The sequence below is a fragment of the Arsenophonus nasoniae genome (assembly GCF_004768525.1).
GTDB lineage: Bacteria > Pseudomonadota > Gammaproteobacteria > Enterobacterales > Enterobacteriaceae > Arsenophonus > Arsenophonus nasoniae.
Window position 1 is genome coordinate 766,924 of sequence record NZ_CP038613.1, and the last position, 23,619, is coordinate 790,542.

Annotated in this window: 22 protein-coding genes; 10 read left to right on the forward strand and 12 right to left on the reverse strand. The window is 35.5% G+C overall.

From position 1 onward, the window contains the following. Positions 1-20 precede the first annotated feature (20 nt). The 3 genes from ArsFIN_RS03565 (at position 21) to trmL (ending at position 3,047) form a co-directional block, all read left to right on the forward strand. The gene (locus tag ArsFIN_RS03565) at positions 21-1,475 is read left to right on the forward strand and encodes an oligosaccharide flippase family protein (RefSeq protein WP_026821942.1); all 1,455 of its coding nucleotides are present in this window, start codon (positions 21-23) and stop codon (positions 1,473-1,475) included. Positions 1,476-1,505: 30 nt separating this feature from the next. Beyond that, positions 1,506-2,459, forward strand: a complete 954-nt coding sequence (locus ArsFIN_RS03570; RefSeq protein WP_026821941.1) for an NAD-dependent epimerase/dehydratase family protein — start codon at positions 1,506-1,508, stop codon at positions 2,457-2,459. Between the two features lie 84 nt (positions 2,460-2,543). Continuing rightward, positions 2,544-3,047 (forward strand): tRNA (uridine(34)/cytosine(34)/5-carboxymethylaminomethyluridine(34)-2'-O)-methyltransferase TrmL, encoded by a 504-nt coding sequence (trmL, locus tag ArsFIN_RS03575; protein WP_026821940.1) that lies wholly within the window; start codon positions 2,544-2,546, stop codon positions 3,045-3,047. 26 nt (positions 3,048-3,073) lie between these two features. On the opposite strand, the gene cysE is transcribed toward trmL, so the two are convergent. From cysE to ArsFIN_RS03595, 4 genes are all read right to left on the reverse strand, one after another. Further along, a complete protein-coding gene (gene cysE / locus ArsFIN_RS03580) occupies positions 3,074-3,889 on the reverse strand; it encodes a serine O-acetyltransferase (RefSeq protein ID WP_026821939.1) in 816 nt (271 codons plus the stop codon). 24 nt (positions 3,890-3,913) lie between these two features. After that, positions 3,914-4,936, reverse strand: a complete 1,023-nt coding sequence (gene gpsA, locus ArsFIN_RS03585) for an NAD(P)H-dependent glycerol-3-phosphate dehydrogenase (protein ID WP_026821938.1) — start codon at positions 4,934-4,936, stop codon at positions 3,914-3,916. Beyond that, positions 4,936-5,412 (reverse strand): protein-export chaperone SecB, encoded by a 477-nt coding sequence (gene secB, locus ArsFIN_RS03590; RefSeq protein ID WP_026821937.1) that lies wholly within the window; start codon positions 5,410-5,412, stop codon positions 4,936-4,938. The genes gpsA and secB overlap by 1 nt, the downstream gene beginning before the upstream one ends. A gap of 72 nt (positions 5,413-5,484) precedes the next feature. After that, entirely contained in the window at positions 5,485-5,922 is a 438-nt protein-coding gene (locus ArsFIN_RS03595; protein ID WP_026821936.1) for a rhodanese-like domain-containing protein, read from the reverse strand. 341 nt (positions 5,923-6,263) lie between these two features. Between ArsFIN_RS03595 and envC the strand changes: the two genes are divergently transcribed. From envC to rfaC, 5 genes are all read left to right on the forward strand, one after another. Beyond that, positions 6,264-7,553 (forward strand): murein hydrolase activator EnvC, encoded by a 1,290-nt coding sequence (gene envC, locus ArsFIN_RS03600; protein WP_026821935.1) that lies wholly within the window; start codon positions 6,264-6,266, stop codon positions 7,551-7,553. Between the two features lie 38 nt (positions 7,554-7,591). Further along, complete coding sequence (locus ArsFIN_RS03605) at positions 7,592-8,515, forward strand: divergent polysaccharide deacetylase family protein (RefSeq protein ID WP_051296936.1); 924 nt, start codon at positions 7,592-7,594, stop codon at positions 8,513-8,515. A 301-nt stretch (positions 8,516-8,816) separates the two neighbouring features. After that, complete coding sequence (gene rfaD / locus ArsFIN_RS03610) at positions 8,817-9,755, forward strand: ADP-glyceromanno-heptose 6-epimerase (protein WP_026821933.1); 939 nt, start codon at positions 8,817-8,819, stop codon at positions 9,753-9,755. An 11-nt stretch (positions 9,756-9,766) separates the two neighbouring features. Continuing rightward, positions 9,767-10,813, forward strand: coding sequence for an ADP-heptose--LPS heptosyltransferase RfaF (gene rfaF, locus ArsFIN_RS03615; protein ID WP_026821932.1), 1,047 nt, complete (start codon positions 9,767-9,769; stop codon positions 10,811-10,813). Positions 10,814-10,815: 2 nt separating this feature from the next. Next, positions 10,816-11,790, forward strand: coding sequence for a lipopolysaccharide heptosyltransferase RfaC (gene rfaC / locus ArsFIN_RS03620; protein ID WP_026821931.1), 975 nt, complete (start codon positions 10,816-10,818; stop codon positions 11,788-11,790). 164 nt (positions 11,791-11,954) lie between these two features. Here the strand turns inward: rfaC and ArsFIN_RS03625 are convergent, their stop codons facing one another. Together ArsFIN_RS03625 and waaA are read right to left on the reverse strand one after the other, a co-directional pair. Beyond that, positions 11,955-13,421 carry an ArnT family glycosyltransferase gene (locus ArsFIN_RS03625; protein ID WP_026821930.1) on the reverse strand — a complete coding sequence of 489 codons (1,467 nt, stop codon included), beginning with the start codon at positions 13,419-13,421 and terminating at the stop codon, positions 11,955-11,957. A gap of 192 nt (positions 13,422-13,613) precedes the next feature. Continuing rightward, positions 13,614-14,891, reverse strand: a complete 1,278-nt coding sequence (waaA, locus tag ArsFIN_RS03630; protein ID WP_026821929.1) for a lipid IV(A) 3-deoxy-D-manno-octulosonic acid transferase — start codon at positions 14,889-14,891, stop codon at positions 13,614-13,616. 302 nt (positions 14,892-15,193) lie between these two features. Here waaA and coaD point away from each other — a divergent pair, with 302 nt between their 5' ends. Further along, entirely contained in the window at positions 15,194-15,676 is a 483-nt protein-coding gene (gene coaD, locus ArsFIN_RS03635) for a pantetheine-phosphate adenylyltransferase (RefSeq protein WP_026821928.1), read from the forward strand. Positions 15,677-15,695: 19 nt separating this feature from the next. Here the strand turns inward: coaD and mutM are convergent, their stop codons facing one another. Beyond that, a complete protein-coding gene (gene mutM / locus ArsFIN_RS03640) occupies positions 15,696-16,505 on the reverse strand; it encodes a bifunctional DNA-formamidopyrimidine glycosylase/DNA-(apurinic or apyrimidinic site) lyase (RefSeq protein ID WP_026821927.1) in 810 nt (269 codons plus the stop codon). A 106-nt stretch (positions 16,506-16,611) separates the two neighbouring features. On the opposite strand from mutM, the gene rfaL reads away from it, so the two are divergent. Continuing rightward, a complete protein-coding gene (gene rfaL / locus ArsFIN_RS03645; RefSeq protein ID WP_034249249.1) occupies positions 16,612-17,826 on the forward strand; it encodes an O-antigen ligase RfaL in 1,215 nt (404 codons plus the stop codon). Between the two features lie 36 nt (positions 17,827-17,862). Here rfaL and ArsFIN_RS03650 read toward each other — a convergent pair whose 3' ends face one another. From ArsFIN_RS03650 to rfaQ, 5 genes are read right to left on the reverse strand one after another with little or no spacing between them, the layout of a single operon-like run. After that, entirely contained in the window at positions 17,863-18,867 is a 1,005-nt protein-coding gene (locus ArsFIN_RS03650; RefSeq protein WP_026821925.1) for a glycosyltransferase family 8 protein, read from the reverse strand. Beyond that, the gene (gene waaO / locus ArsFIN_RS03655; protein WP_051296932.1) at positions 18,864-19,907 is read right to left on the reverse strand and encodes a lipopolysaccharide 3-alpha-galactosyltransferase; all 1,044 of its coding nucleotides are present in this window, start codon (positions 19,905-19,907) and stop codon (positions 18,864-18,866) included. The genes ArsFIN_RS03650 and waaO overlap by 4 nt, the downstream gene beginning before the upstream one ends. 50 nt (positions 19,908-19,957) lie before the next feature. Further along, positions 19,958-20,755, reverse strand: a complete 798-nt coding sequence (rfaP, locus tag ArsFIN_RS03660; protein WP_026821924.1) for a lipopolysaccharide core heptose(I) kinase RfaP — start codon at positions 20,753-20,755, stop codon at positions 19,958-19,960. Then, positions 20,748-21,872, reverse strand: coding sequence for a glycosyltransferase family 4 protein (locus tag ArsFIN_RS03665; protein ID WP_026821923.1), 1,125 nt, complete (start codon positions 21,870-21,872; stop codon positions 20,748-20,750). Before ArsFIN_RS03665 ends, rfaP begins: the two co-directional genes overlap by 8 nt. Before the next feature lie 4 nt (positions 21,873-21,876). Then, positions 21,877-22,947: a lipopolysaccharide core heptosyltransferase RfaQ gene (gene rfaQ, locus ArsFIN_RS03670; protein WP_026821922.1), complete on the reverse strand. Its 1,071-nt coding sequence runs from the start codon at positions 22,945-22,947 to the stop codon at positions 21,877-21,879. Between the last annotated feature and the right edge of the window lie 672 nt (positions 22,948-23,619).

Consider the following 23,619-nt stretch of genomic DNA (forward strand, 5'->3'; position numbering starts at 1 on the left):
ATAAATAAGATAGAGATAATATGAATCATTCTATAACTTTTAATGGTATTTATAAGCTTGTTTTAAATTTGTTTAGATTTACTTTACCTGTTGTTATTATTCCCTATGTCTATCGTACTATATCAGCTGATAATATTGGTGCTGTTGATTACGCAGAAAGTATATATTCATATATAAATTTTCTAGCTGTTTTAGGAATATCGTATTATGCAATTAGAGAATTAGGTATAATAAGAAATAAAAAAATAAAAGCGTCTCAGCTTTTTTCTAATATTTTTGTCGTAAATATTATGACGGTTTTGTTTTCTTTGTTTGTTTATTTAATAATTCTATTGTTTTTTATATCTGATGATAAAGTTTATTTAATTTCTCTTGTTTTAATGTTTAAATTATTTTTATTATTGTTTGATATTGAATGGGTTAATGAAGCTTACGAAGAATATAAATTTATATCTATAAAAACTATGTTTTGTAGGTCAATTTCTTTGATCTTAATGTATTTTTTAGTTACTACAAAGGAAGATTATCTAATTTATGTATGGTTAAATGTATTATTTGATACAACAAACTCTTTAATTTCTTTATATTATATTTTAATTTATAGAAAAAAAGTATTTTTTTCTTTTCGATTAATAAAATTATCGTTAATAAAAAAATATTTTAAAAATATAATTGCAACTTTATTTGTTATTGATATTGGTTTTTTCTTTTTTAGTTTTGATAAGATTATGTTGGGTATATATGCATCAAATAAGGAAGTTGCATATTATAGTTTAGTTCAAAAAATAATTCTTATTACTGTTGTTTTATCATCAACTTTAACTCAAGTTACCTTGCCTAGATTATCTATACTTGCTAATCAAGATAGGGTTGCATTTTCTATATTTGTACAAAAAATATATACAGCATTAATGATGATAGTTATTCCATCTTTATTTGGTGTTTTGTTTTTATCAAAAGAAATTTTATATTTTTTTGGTTCAGTAGAATATTTTGGTGCAGTCAATATTATGCATATTTTTTCTTTTTATCTTCTGATTTTTGTTTTTTTGAAAGTTATAGGTAGTCAAGTTCTATTTTCTTTAAATAAAGAGAAAGTAATTATTTTATTATTGTTTATATTTGGTGGAATAAATATTTTTATCAAGTTTTTTATTAGAAATTATCAAACAGCGGAAATAAGCATATTAATCACTATGATTTTGCTGTTTATAATGTGCTTATTTCTTTATATTTATATTTATTTTAAAGAAAAGATAGTTATTAAACTCTTAAATTCTAGTATTATTATATATTTATTTGCATCAATTCCAATTTTTATTTTACCATTTGTTAGAAAATGTTTCGATAATATTTATTTGTTTATGTTTTCTAGTGTTATATATTCTGCCATTACCTATTCTTTGATATTATTTATTTGTAAAGAAGAAATATCACAAAGTCTTATAAAAAAAGTACTCATTAAATTCAATTGAGATTTTATTATTTAATTTAAAGGTTTTTTCATGCTAACAATCCTCGGTGGTTCCGGTTTTATCGGTACCCGTCTTGCTAATCAATTAGCATCACAGCACATTGATTTCAAAATTATTGATATTAAAAAAAGTCAGCTGCATCCAGATAAATGGCTATTTGGTGATGTGACTAAAGCAGAAACCCTATTGGAGCCATTAAAAGACGCTTCCATTATTATTAATCTAGCAGCGCAGCATCAAGATAATGTTCATCCTACCAGTCTCTATTATGACGTGAATGTGGATGGGGCGAAAAATGTTTGTCAGGTTGCTGAACAATTAAATATTAAACAGATTATTTTTACTTCTTCGGTGGCGGTTTATGGTTTTGTTGCACAAGAAACTGGCGAAGATGGTAAATTTCAGCCATTTAATGATTATGGTAAATCGAAGTTGGCGGCGGAGCAGGTCTATGATGGATGGCAAGCGAAAGATAGCCAACGGACATTAGTGACTATTCGACCGACAGTGGTTTTCGGTGAGGGTAATCGCGGTAATGTTTATAATTTATTTAGACAAATTGCTGCCGGGCGTTTTTTGATGATTGGTTCAGGTAATAATCAGAAATCGATGGCGTATGTGGAAAATGTGGCTGCGTTTTTATATTTCGTTACTCAATTAAAAGCGGGTCGTCATATTTTTAATTATGTTGATAAACCTGATTTTACCATGAATCAATTAACCGAAATTATTTGTCTGGCATTACAAAAACAGAAATCTGATCTACGTATTCCTTATTCGTTGGGTCTTTTGGCAGGTTATGGTTTTGACTTGCTTGCTAAAATAATGGGTAAAAATTTTCCGGTTAGTAGTATTCGGGTGAAGAAATTCTGTGCGCGTACGCAATTCAAATCTAATACTATCGCTGAAACGGGATTTGAAGCGCCGGTAACCTTGGCAAAAGGGATAGAAAATACCGTTCAGTTTGAGTTTAAACATCATTAGATTAATAAAAAACTTTTTGCTTAGTTAAAAACTTAATAGTAGCGATGACTATGTTAGAATACAGCGCTTATTATTGAGGGCTGTATGTTAAACATCGTTTTATTTGAACCGGAAATTCCACCCAATACTGGCAATATTATTCGTCTGTGTGCGAATACGGGTTTTCAGTTACATTTAATTGAACCGTTAGGTTTTACCTGGGACGACAAACGTCTGCGTCGGGCTGGATTAGATTATCATGAGTTTGCTAATATTCAGCGCCATCATGATTATTTTGCTTTTCTAACCGCTGTGGCTTTATCTAAAGCGCATTTGAAGACACCATCTGGTAACCGCTTATTTGCTTTGACAACCAAGGGAACACCGAGCCATAGTAGTGTGGTATACCAGCCGGGGGATTATTTAATGTTTGGACCGGAGACGCGAGGCTTACCTGCTTATGTTCTTGATGGATTGCCAACCAGTCAAAAGATCCGTATTCCAATGTTAGCAGATAGCCGCAGTATGAATTTGTCCAATTCCGTTGCGGTAGTGGTATTTGAAGCATGGCGCCAGTTAGATTACTCAGGTGCGCTGTTACGCGAGTAATTTTATTCTGCACAAACTATTGTTGGTTAGATACCCTCACCAAAACCATGGATTGAATTGCTAAAGTTTTGATCCATATCCAGCGAAGGTTTTTTGCTATTCGGCCTTCCAACTTTGCGCGCCGGTACTCCCGCCACAGTAGTGTGCGGGGGCACAGCATGAAGTACTACCGAACCCGCGCCAATTTTGGCGCCCTTGCCAATTTCTATATTGCCTAAAATTTTTGCTCCTGCCCCGATCATCACCCCCTCACGAACTTTAGGATGCCGATCTCCTTCAGTTTTGCCAGTTCCACCGAGCGTGACCGATTGCAAGATTGACACGTCATTTTCCACTACCGCTGTTTCACCGATAACGATACCGGTTGCGTGATCAAGCATAATACCGTAACCAATACGAGCAGCAGGATGGATATCAACCGCAAAAGAGACGGATATTTGGCTTTGCAAATATATTGCTAATGTCTTGCGGTCTACCTTCCATAACCAGTGGCCAATACGATAAGCCTGTAAAGCATGAAAGCCTTTTAAATATAATAAAGGGATTGAATATTTGTCGACGGCTGGATCACGTTGTACGATGGCTTTAAGATCACGCGCTGCATAAGCGATCATTTGTTTATCGTTTTTATAGGCATCTTGAATGATCTCTCGAACAGCAATCGCTGGCATAATCGGGGTAGCTAATTTATTGGCTAGTATATAGCTAAGCGAATCACCAAGATTGTCATGTTTAAGTAGTGTTGCATGAAAAAAACTGGCTAATATTGGCTCACAATTGGCAAAAGTTTTACCTTCTTGTTTAATTGTCGTCCAAATCTCTTCAAGTTCTTGTCGCGACATATTCACACTCTGACATTTTAATAATTAAAAAACACCGGTATCATTAATTTCAGCTTTAGTTGCGCGGCTAAGTAATGTATTTGCCGCTTCGAGTACATTTTTATTACCGTATAGAACTTGATAGATTTGCTCGGTAATTGGCATTTCTACGCCAACGCGTTGCGCTAATGCACGGACTTCTTTGGTATTTAAGTAGCCTTCAACTACTTGACCAATCTGTTTTTCTGCTTCTTCAATCTGCATGCCTTGGCCGAGTAGCATGCCAAAGCGGCGATTACGCGATTGATTGTCGGTACATGTTAAAACCAGATCGCCTAAACCAGCCATTCCCATAAATGTAGAGGGTTGGGCACTCATAGCGATGCCTAAACGGCTGATTTCAGCTAATCCTCGGGTGATCAGTGCTGTGCGAGCATTGGCGCCATATCCCATACCATCAGACATACCTGCACCAATCGCAATGACGTTTTTGATCGCCCCTCCTAATTGAACACCGATCATATCTGGATTTTTATAGACGCGAAAAATTTTACCACAATGGAAAAGTTGCTGTAGCTCTTCACCAAATTCCGCATTAGAGGCGGCTACCGCAATGGCTGTCGGTAAGCCGGCAGCTAATTCTTTGGCGAAGGTTGGGCCGGAGAGGACAGCGAGTGGAATTTTGCCCCCGAGTATTTCGCGGGCAACGTCTTGTAACAGACGTCCAGTACCCTGTTCTAATCCTTTTGTTGCCCAAATAATGCGTGAGTGTGGCGTCAAGTAAGGTTGGATATTTTGCAAAACTTGATTAAAAACATGGCTTGGGACGACGATCAATATATTGTTACTCGAGGTTATTGCCGTCTTCAGGCAAGCTTCAGGTAACAAATTGTTTGGCAATGGAACGTCAGGTAAAAATGCGTGGTTGCAGCGCTCTTGTTGTAATTTTTTAATGTGCTGAGGATCATGTCCCCAAAGTAAAACGCGGTGGCCATTACGGGCAAGTGTAATGGCTAATGCGGTGCCATAAGAGCCGGCACCGATAACTGTCATCGAAACAGTGTTCATTAAGCTTCCTGATGATTTGCCGAATTTTCAGTTTGGGCGGTATGCTGTTGTTGTAGATAGTTCATAAACAAGGCCTCAAAATTAACAGGTGCTAAATTTAGTTGAGGAAAAGTTCCACGGCTAACTAAATTGGTAATACATTCGCGCGCGTAGGGAAATAAAATATTTGGGCAGTAAGCGCCTAAACAATGAGCCATTTGGCTTTGTTCGATACCATCGATAGAAAATATGCCAGCTTGTTGCACTTCGCAAAGGAAAGCAGTTTCATCAGCGACGGTGGCGGTAACAGTGACGCGTAAGATAACTTCATAAACATGCTCGGCCAATTCACTAGACGAGGTGTCTAGATCTAATTTGACTTCAGGCTGCCACTCTTGCTGAAAAATATTAGGGGCACTTGGTGTTTCAAATGAAATATCTTTGGTGTAAATTCGCTGGATCTGGAATACCATCTCTTCATGACTTTGTTCTGACATAATGTTAATTACCTTTTAAATGTCCTTATGATATTGAATTTTATAAATATAATTGCTGATGTGTCCGATGAATTACTTTTTACCGCGAGCCAGAGGTAAATTTTCGCTAGACCAGCCTGTAATTCCTTCTTTTAGAATAAAGACACGTTCAAAACCATATTGCACCAGTTGTTCAGCAGGTTTAGATGCTTCCATGCCATTTGTTGAGACAACAATAATGGGTTTTTGCTTATGTTTTTCCAATTCTCCGATATTATTGTCTTTAATTTCTGATGGAGTCAGGTTAATTGAATCAATAATGTGTCCTTTACGAAAATCATCACGGGAACGTAAATCAATAGTGACTGCTTCTTCTTTATTAATCAGTTGTATCGCTTGGGCACGGGTGATGTTTTTTGTTTTGGCGAACAAGCCCTTAAAGGTTAAAATAATCACAATGATCAACAAAGCGATCCAGGCCAGACTGAGTATTGGATGCCGGCTAATAAATGGCATGATTTCTTGCATCATGTGGGGTAATTACTCCCGTAGTTAATAATAGATAGATCTAGTTTGCAAAGTATACCTTTGTCGCTGCGCAATTACAGCCAATTTGCATAAATTGGCTAGAGTTTTTTTGCAAATAGGATTTATACCGATGATATTTGCTATCGATATCAGTTAATTGATACCACTTAAAAAGTAGCTGAATGAAAGCAATATTGATAATAACCTATAGTTATTTTGTGATTTGTTGTATAAATGAAGAAATTAAGTTTTTTCAGTATTATCCTAAAAGAAGCGGAAATGTTTACTAATTATAGTAATTGTCAATAATTTTAAGTGATATTGTTTCAGGATGCTGAACTAAGATGAACAATACCAGCCGATATGGTTTAGTCCTAATCCTTTTGGCTCTACTAAAGAGAGTAGTGGTTAAGCCGTTACTCTTTGTCTCGCTATTTTTTATCTGGCCATCAATTACCATTGCCAATCCTATCAGTGACAATAAAGTAAAACTGAAAGATCTGTTATCAAATATTGCCGAAAAAGAGAGAAGTGTTAAACAGCAGCAAGCTGAGAGAAACCATTTACTCGATCAATTGAAAAGTCAGGAAAAAAATATCGCTGCTGCTGGACGTGCATTACATGAAACACGTAAAAAACTTTCGCAGTTAGCAAAAGAAGTGACGCAATTAAATGAAAATATTAGCCGTTTACAACAACAAAAGCAGATTCATGAATCATTGTTAGCTAAGCAGCTCGATGCCGCGTTTCGATTAGGCCAGCAAAAAGGGATTGAATTATTATTTAAAGGTGAACAAGGGCAACGAGAAGAGCGTATTCTAGCCTATTATAGCTACTTAAATGAAGCTAGACAGCAAACGATTATTAAATTGCAGCAAACCACGACCTTACTTGCTGAGCAGAAACAACAGAAACAGCAAAAGCAATTGGCACAGAAAAAAAACTTAGCTAAGCAAGATCAGGAAAAGAAAACGCTAGATTCGGCTCAGGATGCTCGAAAGAAAACCCTGTTATCGTTGGAATCGACGTTAAAAGCGGATCAAAAGAGTTTGGCGGTGATGAAACGTAACGAAACACTGTTGCGAAGTAAAATTGCCAAGGCCGAGCGAGAAGCAAAAGTTAGGGCGCAAAGAGAAGCGAAAGAGGCGGCGCGTATTCGAGCAAAACAACGGCAGGCACAGCAAAAAGGCACTACTTATCGTCCAACCGAAGATGAACGGGCTTTGATGGCGCGTACTGGCGGTTTAGGTCGTCCTGTTGGTCAAGCTCTGTGGCCAGTTCACGGCCAGATTCTACATCACTATGGTGATAGTATTTCCGATGAATTACGCTGGAAAGGGATGGTGATCAATGCCGCTGAAGGAACAGAGGTTAAAGCTATTTCTGCTGGCCGTGTTTTACTTGCTGATTGGCTACAAGGCTATGGTTTAGTGGTGGTTATTGATCATGGTCAGGGAGATATGAGTTTATATGGTTATAACCAGAGTGCATTGGTGAACGTGGGTCAACAAGTTCGGTCAGGTCAGCCGGTTGCGTTAGTGGGTAGCAGTGGTGGACAGCAGCGCTCCTCGCTTTATTTTGAGATCCGCCGTCAAGGTAAAACCGTTAATCCACAGCCTTGGTTAGGCAGATAACCGTGCTAAAAAGGATTGTTTTGATAATCATGGCGCTCATGTTACTTGTCAGTGGACAAGTCAATGCTAGCAAATTGGCCATTGTGATTGATGATATTGGTTATCGTAAAAAGGAAGACAATCAGATATTAGCTTTGCCGGTGGCAATTTCTATTGCCATTTTACCAGACTCTCCTTATGGCAGAGAAATGGCCGAAAAAGCCAATCAACAAGGGCGAGAAATTTTAATTCATATGCCCATGAAACCGATTAGCCAGCAACCACTTGAAAAAAACACTTTAACGCCGCAGATGAGTGCCAGTGAAATAGAGCAGAAGATTATCGCTGCGATTAAGCAAGTACCTCATGCTAAAGGTATGAATAATCATATGGGTAGTGCGATGACGGCTAATTTAGTGGCTATGAAAAATGTTATGCACGTGCTCTCGCATTACGATCTCTATTTTCTCGATAGTGTGACAATAGCAAACACTAAGGTCAATGAAGCAGCTAAATTTTTTGCGCTGCCAACCTTGCGTCGCAATGTTTTTTTAGATGATGTAAAAACAGAAGCACAAATTCGTAAACAGTTTGCCCATGCTATTTCATTTGCCCGTAAGCAGGGAAGTAGTATTGTTATTGGCCACCCCTATCCTGCTACCATTCAAGTATTACACCAAACATTATTTGAGTTACCTAGCGATATTGAGCTCGTGGCGGTAAGTAAACTACTTAACAATACGATAAAAGATAAATTAGCTAGTCGAACGGTTGGACAAGAGCCGGAGAAAGTTCCAGCACGACCCGTGCAATTACCGCAAGTTGTTATCGGTTACTGCAAAATATCACCAGTAACAACAGCATTATCGGGTATTGATTTAATGATATATATTGTGGATGCTATTTATCATGATCCTGACTTTAAAAAATTATTTACTCAACAGAGAAAGCCACTGTTTGGCAAAAAAATTTCCTCATCCTAATAAAATAATACCTGACAACCATGACACATCACTTTGTTGGTGTGAAAAGACGCGCCATAATGCTTTTTTCTGTATCTTTAATAAATAACAGGAAATTGCGCTGACTCGTTCTGCTGTGATTTATTTTAGTATAATAGCATAGAAAATTGAGAAACTTATTGAGGATTTTAACCGTTTTATTACCTCTGGTTAGTTATCCTGTTTGGATAAATCCTATGAGTTACTGTGGTTAACGCCGGATAAATGTTATTATCAGATCAATATAAGCAACAATGATCTCGATTGAATAGAGGTAAATCCAATGATCATAGTCACAGGTGGTGCTGGTTTTATTGGCAGCAATATTGTTAAAGCACTGAATGATATAGGACGTAGTGACATTTTGGTGGTCGATAATCTTAAAAATGGGGCTAAATTTGTCAATTTAGTCGATTTAGATATTGCAGATTATATCGACAAAGAAGATTTTATCGCCAGTATTATAGCTGGTGATAATCTGGGTGATGTTGATGCGATTTTTCATGAAGGTGCTTGTTCATCAACCACTGAATGGAATGGTCAGTATATGATGAATAATAACTATGAATATTCGAAAGAGTTACTTCATTACTGTATTGAACGGGATATTGCGTTTTTGTATGCTTCTTCAGCTGCAACTTATGGTGGACGTAGTGAGCATTTTATTGAAGAGCGGCAATATGAAAAGCCATTGAATGTATATGGCTATTCCAAGTTTTTATTTGATCAATATGTCCGCAAAGTTTTACCGCAAATCACATCACAGGTATGCGGATTTCGCTATTTTAATGTTTATGGTCCACGTGAAGGTCATAAGGGGAATATGGCAAGCGTCGCTTTCCATTTAAATAGCCAAATTAATCAAGGACAAAAGCCAAAACTTTTTGCGGGTAGTGAGAAATTCAAACGCGATTTTATTCATGTAAGTGATGTAGCGGCGGTTAATTTATGGTGTTGGCAAAATAAAATCTCCGGCATATTTAACTGTGGTACCGGTAAGGCTGATTCTTTTCAGGCGGTAGCCGATGCGGTAATCGCTTTTCATCAAGAAAAAAATCTCTCAGTGGAATATATTGCCTTTCCAGATAAATTAAAAGGTTGCTATCAGGCATTTACCGAAGCAGATCTCAACAAATTACGTGCTGCAGGTTATGATAAACCGTTCAAAACTGTGGCGGAAGGGGTTGCTGATTATATGCAATGGTTAAATTGCGATGATTAAATGGAAATAGCATGAAGATATTGGTCGTTGGCCCTTCATGGGTGGGTGATATGATGATGTCGCAGAGTCTTTACCGTACTTTGAAGACTCTACACCCAGAGGCAGAAATTGATGTTATGGCACCTGATTGGTGCCGGCCTCTATTAAATAAAATGTCTGAAGTCAACCAGGCCATATCGATGCCTTTGGGTCATGGCCGTTTAGCTATCAGTTTACGTCGTCAGCTTGGTATTCAGTTACGTACTCGACGTTATGATCAAGCCTATATTTTACCCAACTCTTTTAAATCTGCACTGGTGCCTTTTTTTGCTCAAATTCCTATACGTACAGGGTGGCGCGGTGAGATGCGTTATTGGTTGCTGAATGATATTCGCCTATTAGACAAAGCCGCTTTTCCGCAAATGGTTCAGCGTTATGTTGCTTTGGCTTATAAAAAAGATTCAGTTAATAACGCCGATGAGCTGCCTAAACCGATTTTATGGCCGCAACTTTCCGTGACAGAAAGGGAAATTAGCCAGAGTAAACGCATTTTTCATATTCCAGCTCAGCTACCTATTATTGGCTTTTGCCCAGGTGCAGAATTTGGTCCAGCTAAACGCTGGCCTGCTTATCATTATGCTGAGTTGGCACAATTATTGGTTGCTGTTCACGGTTATCAAATTTTAATCTTTGGTTCGCAAAAAGATCGTCATATCGGTGAAGATATTCGACAATCGCTTTCCGTCGATTGTCAGCAACATTGTTTTAATCTAGCCGGTAAAACAACCCTTGAGCAGGCGGTTAATCTATTGGCATCTTGTCGAGCGGTGGTTAGTAATGATTCAGGTTTAATGCATATTGCAGCAGCTTTAAATCGACCGCTGGTGGCGCTTTATGGGCCAAGTAGCCCTGATTTTACGCCGCCCTTGACAAATCGGGTAGAAGTTATCCGTTTAATAACCGGCTATCATAAGGTTAGGACAGGGAGTGCAGAGAGTGGTTATCATCAAAGTTTGATTGATATAAAACCTGAACGCGTGATGACCGCATTAACTAAGTTATTGGCGGAGAGTCAGTAACAATGAAAGTGTTGATCGTTAAAACCTCATCGATGGGTGATGTATTACATACTTTACCTGCACTGACTGATGCAGTCAGATACTATCCTGATATCCAGTTTGATTGGGTTATTGAAGAGAATTTCGCCGAAATTCCATACTGGCATTCTGCCGTTAAGCGAGTCATTCCGGTAGCTATTCGTCGCTGGCGAAAAAACTGGTTGGCAAAATCTGTCAGACAGCAAAGAGCAGTTTTCCGGGCTCAATTACAACAGCAAAAATACGATGCGGTGATCGATGCACAAGGATTGTTGAAAAGTGCCTTTTTAATCACACGCATAGCTCGTGGTGTAAGTCATGGTTATGATTGGAAAAGCGCTCGTGAACCGCTAGCAAGTCTATTTTATGACTATCGCTATCGTGTCAATAAACAGCAACATGCCGTTGAACGTATCCGACAATTATTTGCCAAGAGTTTACATTATAATAAACCGACTATTGCCGGTGATTATGGTATTGCCCCCTATTTTTCACCACTGGTTTTGGCAAAGGAAAACGCTGCTGATATTATTTTCTTCCATGCCACCACACGTGACGAAAAGCATTGGCCTGAATCTCATTGGCGACAATTGATCACCGCTATACAAGCTAAAGGATTAACGGTTAAATTACCGTGGGCAACGGCTCTGGAACATCAACGTGCTCTAAGACTTGCCGCCGGTTTTAAGCATGTGGAAGTTTTACCCAAGCTTTCATTAAACGAATTAGCTCAACAAATTGTCGCAGCCAAAGCAGTCGTCTCCGTTGATACAGGTTTAAGCCATTTAACAGCGGCACTGAGCAAACCGAATATTACTCTCTATGGCCCGACCGATCCGGGATTAATTGGCGGTTATGGTGAAGCACAACAAGCCATTATTTCAGCTGATGGCAATATGGCAACAATTGAACCTAATGATGTCTATCAACAATTAATTTTAAAAATTGATAATAAATAGTGAAAATGCTTATTTATTTGTTGAAGAATTAAATTTAATCAAATATAGGGAGCTTTATCGATTAAATTGAAGCTAGCTTTGGCAAAATTGTCTGGTTGAGGCCAATGTCGGTAGAAATGATGTGACAATGAAAATGTTTTTCCTATTTCATTGTCACGCGGTTTTTAATAATTGTTTTTCTCTGGCGCAATAAATCCTAAGCACATGGATTGCGGATCAGCGCTTGGTTCTGACTGGTAAATAATGGTTTCTTTTTCAATCGTAAATTGTGGCCAATATTTTGACATCCGAGTAAAATTTTCTTGGCTGCAATCTTTACCTTTTCGCCCTAATAGTAAAGCACCATGTTTTTTGATTGTTTCTGCCGTAATATCGCGATAATAAACATTTGGTGGCTGAGCTTCACTGGTATCCCAAGGCTGAATAGTGTGCGGCCTATCAGAAGCATAGATAATAAACCATTGATAAAGATTATCTTCGCCACCAACATATTTTAATGGTTGGCCATACTTTTGCCGCCAGCGCTGTTGTCCTTCTGCTGTGAGTGCTTTAATGCCGATCATTTTCTGGCCAGCACCACGAATATTATAATTTAACACTAGGCAGTAACCTAAAAAGATCAGGCCGCCAATAATAATCAAGCCAAAAAATGTTTTTCGTAATGATTTCTTCGGTTGAGCGGAAATAGAACCAATTAACAATGGGGCCGCAATCATCATAAATGGTTGTAACCATTCTGTCATTCTCCCACCATCATGAAACAAAAACCAACCAAAAATTACGGCTAACGGAAGTAACAAAATAATGTTAACCAATTGATTAGGTTGCTCTTTAGGCCAGCTGATTTTACCGCCTAATAGATAGAGAATAATAGTAGCAATAATTAACGGATAGAAAACAGATAATGTTGAACTAACAACATGGAGGTTGAACCCTTGTTCGATCTGTGAATCAACCCATTTAAAGGCGGAAAAATCATTTTCTATTAACCAGAATAGATTAGGTAAGATTAAGGCCAACCAAAGTGCAATGGCAATATAAAAAAGTGGTTGTTGATAACTTTTTCGCACCTTAGGCACAAAAAGGGTTAATAAAAAAACAGTACCAATAAGGGCCAAGGTTGAATATTTACCCATTGTCGCTAAGCCAGACACCAGTGCAAAGGCAAGCCACCATTTTGGATGATCATAGACAGCACGTAGGAAAAAGAGCAGCACCCAGGGCCATAGCGTGACCAGAATATAGTTATCATTGTATGGGATGATATCAAAATTGATGATGCCTGATAAATTGAGTATCAATAATGCAAACCAAGCTAATTCAATTTTGTGGCTAAGGCGGTAAGCCAACTGCCATACGCCTATCATACCAATCGCTATACCAACAAAGTGAATAAAATACCAATAAAAACTGTAGGAAAAATTTAAGTAGATGGCGGGCCACATAACGGCACCAACAAACCAAGGGTTTTTGGGGGAACCCCATTCGCCATTCATTCCCCAGTTAACCGCTTCAACAGCATCGTAAGGTACAGTTGGATCTAATGAATAACTTCCACAAATCCATAAAATTGCATAAACTGACACCCACAAGTAAAGCAATATTTTTGAGTTTGTGCTAAATAAAGGCATATTATTTTTCATCGTCAGTTGTAAAATTGGTGGGGTAAAAAATCCCATTTATTTGGATTAAACCAGTAACACTATAATAAAGAAAAAATAAAATATGTAGTATTTATTAAGTTATTACTGTTTAGTTAGTTATCATAAACGCTATTTCGCTATGGGATTGAGCGATATTCAATATATTAATGATACTCGTATTTAATGGGTTACTGGTGGCAGGTAGGGTTCCAGTAGCTTAAGTAATTTTTGCAATGCCCCTTGATTCTCATGTAAAACTTCTGCTGCTTGACGACCATGATATAGACGGTAATCTTCATCCTTAAGCAAATGAGAAACAGTAAGAATTAAGGATTTACTATCATTAACTGTAATAAGGCCATCTGCTTGTTTTAGTTTGGTACAAATATCTTTAAAATTGAAAGTGTAAGGTCCCATTAAAACCGGCAGAGCATGTGCGGCTGCCTCTAAAGGATTATGCCCACCTTTTTTGACTAAACTACCTCCAACAAAAGCGAGATCTGCAATACCATAGAGTAACATGAGTTCACCCATGGTATCGCCAATAATAACTTGAGTATCCGTATTAGGAACGAGGTTTTCACTACGGCAAATATAGCGAAATTTAGCTTTTTGGGTTAACTCTTTTGCCTTTGCAAAGCGTTCCGGATGGCGAGGAACAAGAATCAGTAATAAGTCGGGAAATTGTCTTAATAGTTTAGTATGAGCCTGTAAAATAATTGACTCTTCTCCTTCATGAGTACTGGTAGCAATCCAAACTGGACGATGAGGAGCCCATTGTCGACGTAATGTTATAGCTTTTACGGCTAATTCCGGGGTGACAGAAATATCAAACTTTAGACTACCTGTAACATACAAATTTTTTCTTGCTAAACCCAGCTTAATAAAACGTTCGCCATCTTCTTGGTTTTGTGCCGCAATTAAGGTGATTTTTTGCAATAGCTTTTCGATAAAATAACCCAATTTTTGATAACGTGCCGCTGAACGTTCAGATAGACGGGCGTTAGCAATAATTAATGGAATTTTACGTTGTTTTAATTGAAGAATAAGATTTGGCCATAGTTCTGTTTCCATAATAATGGTTAATTTAGGATCGGCATGATTAAGAAAACGGCGTACAGAACCCGCTAAATCATAGGGTAAATATACATGTTGAACATCATCACCAAATGCTGATAAAACACGTTCTGAACCAGTTGGGGTCATGGTAGTAACGGTAATTGGTAGTGTTGGATAATGATGGCGTAATGCTCTAACTAACGGAACAGCTGCTAACGTTTCTCCTACTGAAACAGAATGTAATAATATCCCGCCGGGAATTACCTTACCATTACAAAAGCCATATCGTTCACTCCAACGTTTGCGATAAGCGGGGGATTTGCGACTACGCCATAATAAACGTAACCAAATAATAGGTTGAATAACGTAAATAAGTATTTGATATAGACGTAATAACATTCTATCACATTGACTGATTGAGATTAGCACTATAGTAGCATATTGCACATAGGAAAGTGCAATGAATATCTATTTAAATAGCGTTTTTATTCATCATTAAAGATAAAATTTTGTTAATTAATTTAAATTAAACTAGTGATTAACTAAAAATATAATAGTAATTATCATTTATTTTCAAAAGATAATAATTTATAGCTATTCTTATCAATGATAAGGATTTATTTTGTCAGCATAATTGTTCAATATGCTTAAATAATAAGATAATATATGTTCAATTGCCCGTTATTAGTGAAAAGAACTTTATGAAAAACAAAGCAATTTACCCTGGTACTTTTGATCCTATAACTTACGGTCACTTGGATATTATAGAACGTGCTGCCTTAATATTTGAGCAGGTAATATTGGCTATCGCAGATAGTTCACGTAAAAATCCGATGTTTACCCTCGATGAACGTATTGTCTTTGCTAAAAAACAGACAAAGCATTTAACTAATGTTGAAGTAACTGGGTTTTGTGAGCTCACGGTAAATTTTGCGCAAAAACACCAAGCTAATATTTTGATTAGAGGTGTGCGATCTGTGTCAGATTTTGAATATGAATGCCAGTTGGCGCATATGAATAGTCATCTAATGGCTGATCTGGAAACTATCTTTTTATTACCTTCACCGAAGTTATCGTTTGTTTCTTCTTCTTTGATTAAAGATGTCGCCAGACATGGTGGTGATATTTCATCTTTTTTACCAGAACCAATAGCTAAAGCTATGTTGCAAAAAATTGAACAATAAAAACGAATTACACTTAAGATTATTTTTGGCAGTTATAGCAGAAAAAAGTACTGCGTTGCCCTAGTTTTATTGATTCAATCAGTTGACCGCAGTGTGAACAAGCTTCACCTTTTTTACCATAAACAAACAGCTGTTGAGCAAAATAACCTGGTTTTCCATCTGACTGTAAAAAATCTTTCAATGTTATCCCACCTTGCTTTATTGAACACTGAAGTATCTGTTTGATCTGGATAACTAAATTATCTATCTCTTTTCTTGTTAGTGAATGGGCGGCCCTGGTTGGCAGAATTTTGGCTGCAAATAGCGCTTCATTGGCATAAATATTACCCACTCCAACCACTATCTTATTATCCATTAACCAAGGCTTGATGGCGGTTTTTTTATTTTTTGCTCGTTGGTAAAGATAATCTGCATTAAAGTCGGTAGAAAGGGGTTCCGGTCCTAAATGGAAAAGAACCGGACAATTATCCAGGTCATTAGTCCATAACCAGGCGCCAAAACGTCTGGGATCGGTATAACGCAATGTTTTGCCATCGGCTAGAACCAAGTCGATATGATCGTGTTTTTCGGCTAATTGCTCTTTGGCTAAAATGCGTATACTACCTGACATACCTAAGTGAATAATTATCCAGCCATGCTGGAGTTGGATGAGTAAGTATTTAGCACGCCGTTTAACACTTAAGACTGATTCGTTGGCGATATGTAAAATTTCTGTCGCTACCGGCCAGCGTAATTGACTATTGCGTACTATGCTATATTGTATTTTATTACCAACCAAATAGGGTTCAATTCCACGTCGGCTGGTTTCAACTTCAGGTAGTTCTGGCATAGTTTCCTTAATTATGTAACTAGTCGTTAATCTTAATACATACTACTGTATATTGTGTTGCTTAGTCGATAGAATAGAATGCATTAATGTGTTATCTGGAGTAGAAATGAAGGTTATCCCTATAATTAATAAACGATTTAATTACTGCTCTTATTGGAATTTAGGGGTAGTATTTTTTTTTATTGCTATTTATTTTCTCGATGGTGTTACGCGTTATAAGCATGGCTTAGCAGGATTAATTTACTTTACTGCGATTATCTATTTAATTAAAGATAGAAAGCGCGTTTTCAGTATATTTAAGAATAATTTATTTTTGTCTTTAGTGTTTTTTGTTATAGCAATGCTTTATTCATTAATTATCTCTAAAGATATTAACATTTCATTAAAAGCTATTAATAAAGGTGTTATTGAAAAATTATTTATTACCTCAGTAGCGATTGCTATCGTGCTCTATCAAGAGAAAAAAGAGCATATAACCAAGCTATTGATTTTTTCTTTAATTTTATCTATTTTGCCATTAGCCATTAAGGAAATTCTGCAATATATTGACGAATATCATCAGGGCATCCTGCCGTTATCAGCATTTGAACATCGATATATTTCCGATTGGTTAATTTTCATTCTACCCGCTTTACTCTCTTTTTGGTTTTATAAAGGCGTTAAAAATAAAATCTTATTTTTCTTGCTTTCGGTTACTTTTGTTGCTATTACAATCGGGACATTACAACGAGGTACTTGGTTATCGATTGCGGTAATATTTTTTATCTGGTGTGTAGTAAAAAAACAGATTAAGTTACCCAGCCTTGCTGTTATTGGCATAGGTGTCTTGTTATCCTATTTGGCAATGATTAATCAAGGTCAGTTTGATAAATTATTTTATAAATTAGGACAGACAAATAGCAGTCATCGATATAGTAATGGTACTCAGGATTCAGCCTTAGTTCTTATTAAAGAGAATCCAATAACAGGTTATGGCTATGGCGAGCAATTATTTTATAAAATTTATAATGAAAGAGTAATCGATTATCCTGACTGGATTTTTAAACAATCGATTGGGCCTCATAATACAGTTTTGTCAATTTGGTTTGCCGCTGGAATATTTGGACTAATAGCTATCCTCTATCTTTTTGTTTCGATTTTTATACACTTATTTAATGGATATCGTAATAATACGGTAAAAGACGGTTTTTTGATCCTGATGTTAATATTCATTGGCGATATAATTGTCAGAGGTTTATTTGAAACGGTAAATGTTTCAAATATGGCTATTATAATAGGAATAGCATTAGCACTGAATAGTGATGAAAAATTGATTAATTAGCTAAACTAAAGCACCTATCTATGAGGTGCTTTAAGATTATTTTTTTAATAGTTTATATTTAATTAAGCATAAGAAACCTTGCATATATTTATGTTGTAAAAATAGATGCTTGTATTTCTCTTGCAGCTCCGTTCTCTTTTCTGCCATTTTTAATGGCTGATCTTTCCACGGTGAGTGAATATATGAATTGAAAAAAAATTGACTGGCAGGGTAATTAATACCCCAAGTATGCCAGGGTTTTGTAACGCCAGTATAGTGGATAAGAATGGTGCTATCTGTAATGGTATTTTTGTATTTGGACAAATCGTGATAAGCCAATTCATTTTTCAACTTATATATACAGTTATAATCGCGAGATAAATAGATATTTTGCGTCTGAAATAATATATTTAGGGCATCTTGATCGAGATATTTTAATTTACCGAAATTTGTTTTTCCTCGTACCAGCTCCAATGATTTTTTGGAAAAATCATTTTCGATCCATTTCTGTAAATTCACATAGATTACGCCGGCATTAAAATATTTGCCATTTAAATCGGCTAAATTTAGTCGAGTAGCACTTGATTGCTGCATGCTATCAACATCGAGTACAACAGCGGCAAAAGAATCAGCTAAATTTAGCTGAAATATTTCTTTTAGGCTGCCTTTGCAAATAACATCAGCATCTAGATATAAAATAGCGTGTATGTTAGTACTCAAATATTCAAAAGCGATTAGCCTAAAATAGGTGGCGTAAGACCAGAAGTCTGAGGTTGATAGTTGTTTTAATTCTGCAGCATCTAATAGGTAGATAATTATATTAGAATTATATTTTGCTATCATTGTTTGAAAACGTTGTATATACCCGTCATCAATATAATCAGTGAATAGATGAAAATTGAAATCTGTATCAGTATTATTAATTAATACGGAATTAATTGATATCGCTGCACCAAGTAGAAAATTTTTATCGACACCATAAGCAATGTTAAAATTTTTATTATTTTCAGTAAGCTTTTTTTCCCCTGCAATATTAAATTTTTGTTTTATAAAATGCCTCATGATAAACATAGCCCTTTAACTCTTTTAAAGAGAATTCTAAATTTTGCTAAATAGTAGTGCGTATAATTCTTTAAACCTTCGTGGTATTTTTTTTGTTTGAATTTATGTTTAGCGCAATATCTTAAAAGATGTGCGCTTTCTGCTTTTAATAGCGGTTTATTTTGCCAGGGAGAGGCATTTTTTGCTTTTATAAAGGGTTGTGAAAAGGGAGATATAGCCCATTCATGCCATGGCTTGGTCGAGCCAATATAGTGAATAAAAATAGTATCAAGAGCAAAAGTATCATGTTTAACACTTTGCAGACCATAATTTATACTGTATTGAGTATTATATTTTTTTGCCAAATAGATTACTTTATTTGTTAACAGAATATTTAAAACATCTTGGTCTAGAAAAGAGAGTTTATTTCTTAACGCATTATTTTTAAGCAGTTGCATTGCCTGTGTTGAAATGTCTTCTTCTGCCCAGCGAATAAGATTAATGAGTAAAAATCCAGCATTAAAATATCCTTGTGAAATATTTGCCACTTCTAATTCGGATGCTCTTTTTTGCCACCATTTTTCATCTTTTTCTGTTACAACTGCAGCAATTTCATTATTATTGAATTGAATTTTCTGTAATCTATCTAAATTATTATTACATATGATATCTGCATCTAAGTATAAAATTTTGTCTATTTTATTTGTAAAATAGTCCGCAATGATGAATCTAAAGTAGGTGGCATAGGACCAGTTTCTAGTGCTGGGCAATGATTTTAAGCTTTGATCGTTAACTAAATAAATATTTATTTCAATTTTATATTGCCGTGCAAGGGTGTCGAATAGCGCTTCTTGCTCATGATCAAAATAATCGGTAAATATATGGAAACAGTAATTAATATCAGAATTATGTAGCGCAATTGATGTTATTGAAATTCCGCAACCGTATAAAAAATTTTTATCTACTCCATATGCAATATGGAATTTAGGGTGACAATCAGCATGCATATTTTGCGTTAAGCAGAGTTTTTGTGTAATAACTTTGTGCTTGTCAAAATACATGTACTATACCCATCTTTATAGAATCTTTTATAAAAACAAAACGTTTAGAGTTATAGTCCTCTCCTAACGGTTCTTTCTTTTATTTTTTCTGCTTTAATATTAGCGCTGAATATTAATTTTTGTTCATTATTGAGGATATTTCTTAAACTATCACAAAAATAAATTTGCATAAAACGAAAAATATCTCGTTGGGTTAACCCAATATTTAGTGAAGAAAAATATAACCCAATCAAATCCTTATCTTTCCAACGTTTTGGTACACGTTGCCGTATTTGGGCGCGATGTAAGTCAATGATTGAAATTTTTAATTTTTTTTCATCGCCGTCAAAAGGCAAATGTAATAAAAAATGGCAAATATAGCAATCGCGATGATTGACACCACATGCATGCATTTTACGCACTATTTCAGCCATTCGACAAATTAATGTTTTTTTAGTACTAAATTTTGGGGCTGAATTTTTCCAATTTACGCAGTACTCTTCTAAGCTAATGGTTGGAATAAGCGCTTCGGTAATAATGAATGACTTACGGCATAAAGGATTAATTCCTTTTTGGCCGAAAGCTTTACCATGCATCGTATTAATGCCGGCCTCAGTTAAACGATGAATGGCTTTCCATTCTCTATCGGCGCCTAATACTGGTGTTCGTAAAGAAAATAGGTTTTTTAGTATTTCTTTTAACGTAGTGCCATAATGAATTTTGAGAAAATAACTCTTTGCATTAAGCGTAAAGCATAATGTTTTGCGTGTCTCTAATTGACGAAAAATTTTACCATCTAATTTTTCTATTTCAATAAAAGGATCTTTATCTTGCCATAAGTTTTTAAAAGGTTGTTTCAGTTCAAGCATGCTGGCATCCCAAAATAATATCTGCAGCTTTTTCAGGCAAACTATATAAGTCTTGAGTATCAGCAAAGTGGCGTGCAGATTTCGCCCATTGATTTAATAGAGACTCATTAGCTAAACTTGTCGCCAAAGCATTATTAAGATTTTTTTGTCTATAAGGTTCATTTATTACTATGCCACAATCGGCGTGTTTGATATAGGGCGCATAGCCACAAATCTCGGTTGTAATGACGGGTAAACCCGCTGCAATAGCTTCGATTAATACTATGCCGGCAGCTTCTTGATAGGCAGGATGAATTAATACATCAGCAGCAGCCATCAATTCGGCTATATCATTACGCCCATGAAAAAATAAAACTTGCTTATCTATAGCCAGTTTTTTTGCTAATCGTTGATAGCGGGTAGGTGAGTCTTGCCCTACCACCATTAACATAGTTTTATTTTTTATGCTGTTAGGCAAGGAAGCTATTGATTTAAGTGTTCTATCTACACCTTTACGTTTAAAATCTGAACCAACTTGCAATAAAAGAAATTGATCTTTGGAGATGGCATTTTTTTTACGATATATCTGTTTAGCGTTAGCAATTTGCTGGTCATATTTTCTACTGAGATCAATGCCCGGTGGTAACAGATAAAAACGTGCGTCAGGTGTTTTGTAATGTTTTTTAAAGTCATCAATTTGATGTTGGGTCAACATTAATAATTTAGTGTGACTGTTTACATCAAAGACCGCTTTTTCATAAGCGATATAATGCTTGTACCGTTTGGTCAGTTTATAAAAAAAGCCTTTTTCTTTTTCAACTTTTTCTGCATAACAAACATCTGCTGCATAATAAATATCTAATCCTGGCATTTTATTAAAACCAACAATAACATCAGCAGGATGTTGGGTTAAATGTATTTTGACCTCATGATAGAATGCTTCATTACGCCCATGATTTGTATGTGCTTTAACTGGGATGATGATAACGTTAATATGAGCAGGAATTTCACCATCCCATACCATTGTGTAAACACGTATTTGATGTCCGCGTTTTTGGCAAGCAGAAAGGATCTGGATGAAATCTCTTTGTAGTCCACCAAAAGGGAAATATTTATATAAAAAAAATGCAATTTCCATGGAGTTATATCTCTATCTCAGATTTAATGGTTTGTATATCCATTGGTAACATTTTTTTTGTAGCGGCGATAATATCTTTAGCGGGAATTATTGATAGATACTTTTTATTACGATCACGCTCATGTCGTTCTGGCATTTTTTCATAATTGCCAGCCCAAATTTGAATAACGTTTTTACTCCATGGTTTCCAATATTGATGATCTGTAGCACCGAATAAGCAAATAATTGGGGTTTCTAATGCTGCCGCAATGTGCATTGGTGCTGAATCTACACCGATAAATAAAGCGGCATGACTAATTAGAGCACCTAATTCTGAAAATGTTGTTTTTCCTGCAAATTCTGTAACGGGTGATTGACGACATTGTTGTGCAATATTAGCCACACAGGTTAGATCATCTTTACTGGGACCTGATGTTAGTATAACTCGATATCCTCTAGATTGTAGATTATCAATCACTTCCGCAAATTTTTCATCATCCCAGCACTTAAATTTTTGTCTAGCTGTTGGTTGGATAACAACATAACTACTATGTACACCTAGAGAAATTAATTGATGATTAATTTTTTCCCAATCAGTTGGTTGGTAAGCCATTGTTGTACTGGAATACAAAGTATTAAGTTGAAGAGGTTCTAATATAGAGAGATTTTGCTCAACAACATGTTTTCCCGTTGGTTTAACAATATGTGTAAAACTTCCAGACCAATAGTTTGTATCTCTATGGTTGAATTGATGAGAAATTTTTATCTTGGCAGGAATACATCTTACTAAAAAAGGCACAATCCATTGATCGGCTAAATTTATAATTAAATCATAATGATTTTTTCTTAATTTATTGATTAATATAATAAAATTAACTAATTTGGCTATATTGTTATTTTTTTTGTTTTTTATGCCATAAAGTGCATGAATTTCTTTATTTTCAGACAAGATAGGTATTGTATCTTGATAGAGAAGAATATCAATTTTAGCGGCTGGATAATTTTTTTTGAGTGTGCTAATGACCGGTGTTGTCAACAACATATCTCCATGAAATCGCATTTTAATGATCAGAATTTTTTTAAATTGTTTATCCACTTGCTGCAGTCACTCTTGAATTGTTTGTTTATAAGTTTATCTGATTTTTGACCGATGTTATCTCTATAAATTCAACAAATTTAAGATAGTTAATTTTATTAGAATAATCTAAAGGGTTACCTTTTAGTCTTAGAAATAACCTTTGTTTTAAAAATTTTTAGTAGATTTGAAAAAATAATAAAAATTTGAAGTTGTACAAAGTTAAGGATTTTAAATACTATCAATGAATTAACAATAAGATTACTGATTTGTAATTTACTCTATGTTATTTTTTCTACACATAATGGTATGCGACTATTTTTAAAAACAAATATCACAAAATATTTTAGTATGTTTGAATCGATAGTGGTGAGAGATTATAATATCTGGTTAGTATAAAAGTAAGATAAGTCGATGGCGTAATTTAGTTTATTATAACAATAAAAATTGAATGATTTTTGTTATTCTTAAGCCTTTTGTTAACAGTTTGAATAATTTTAGTAATAATTTTTAAAGTTACTGATTATCTCATTTTAGATAAAAATTTTGGATGGTTATTTTATTATCCCGAAAAATTGTGATTCTCTAGCGTCTAAATGATGTTTTATTCAAAGAAAAATTATATGAATATATGAGCTCAAATTTAATAAATAAAATAATAGAATTTTTTCTTTTTTGATAATTATTTATATT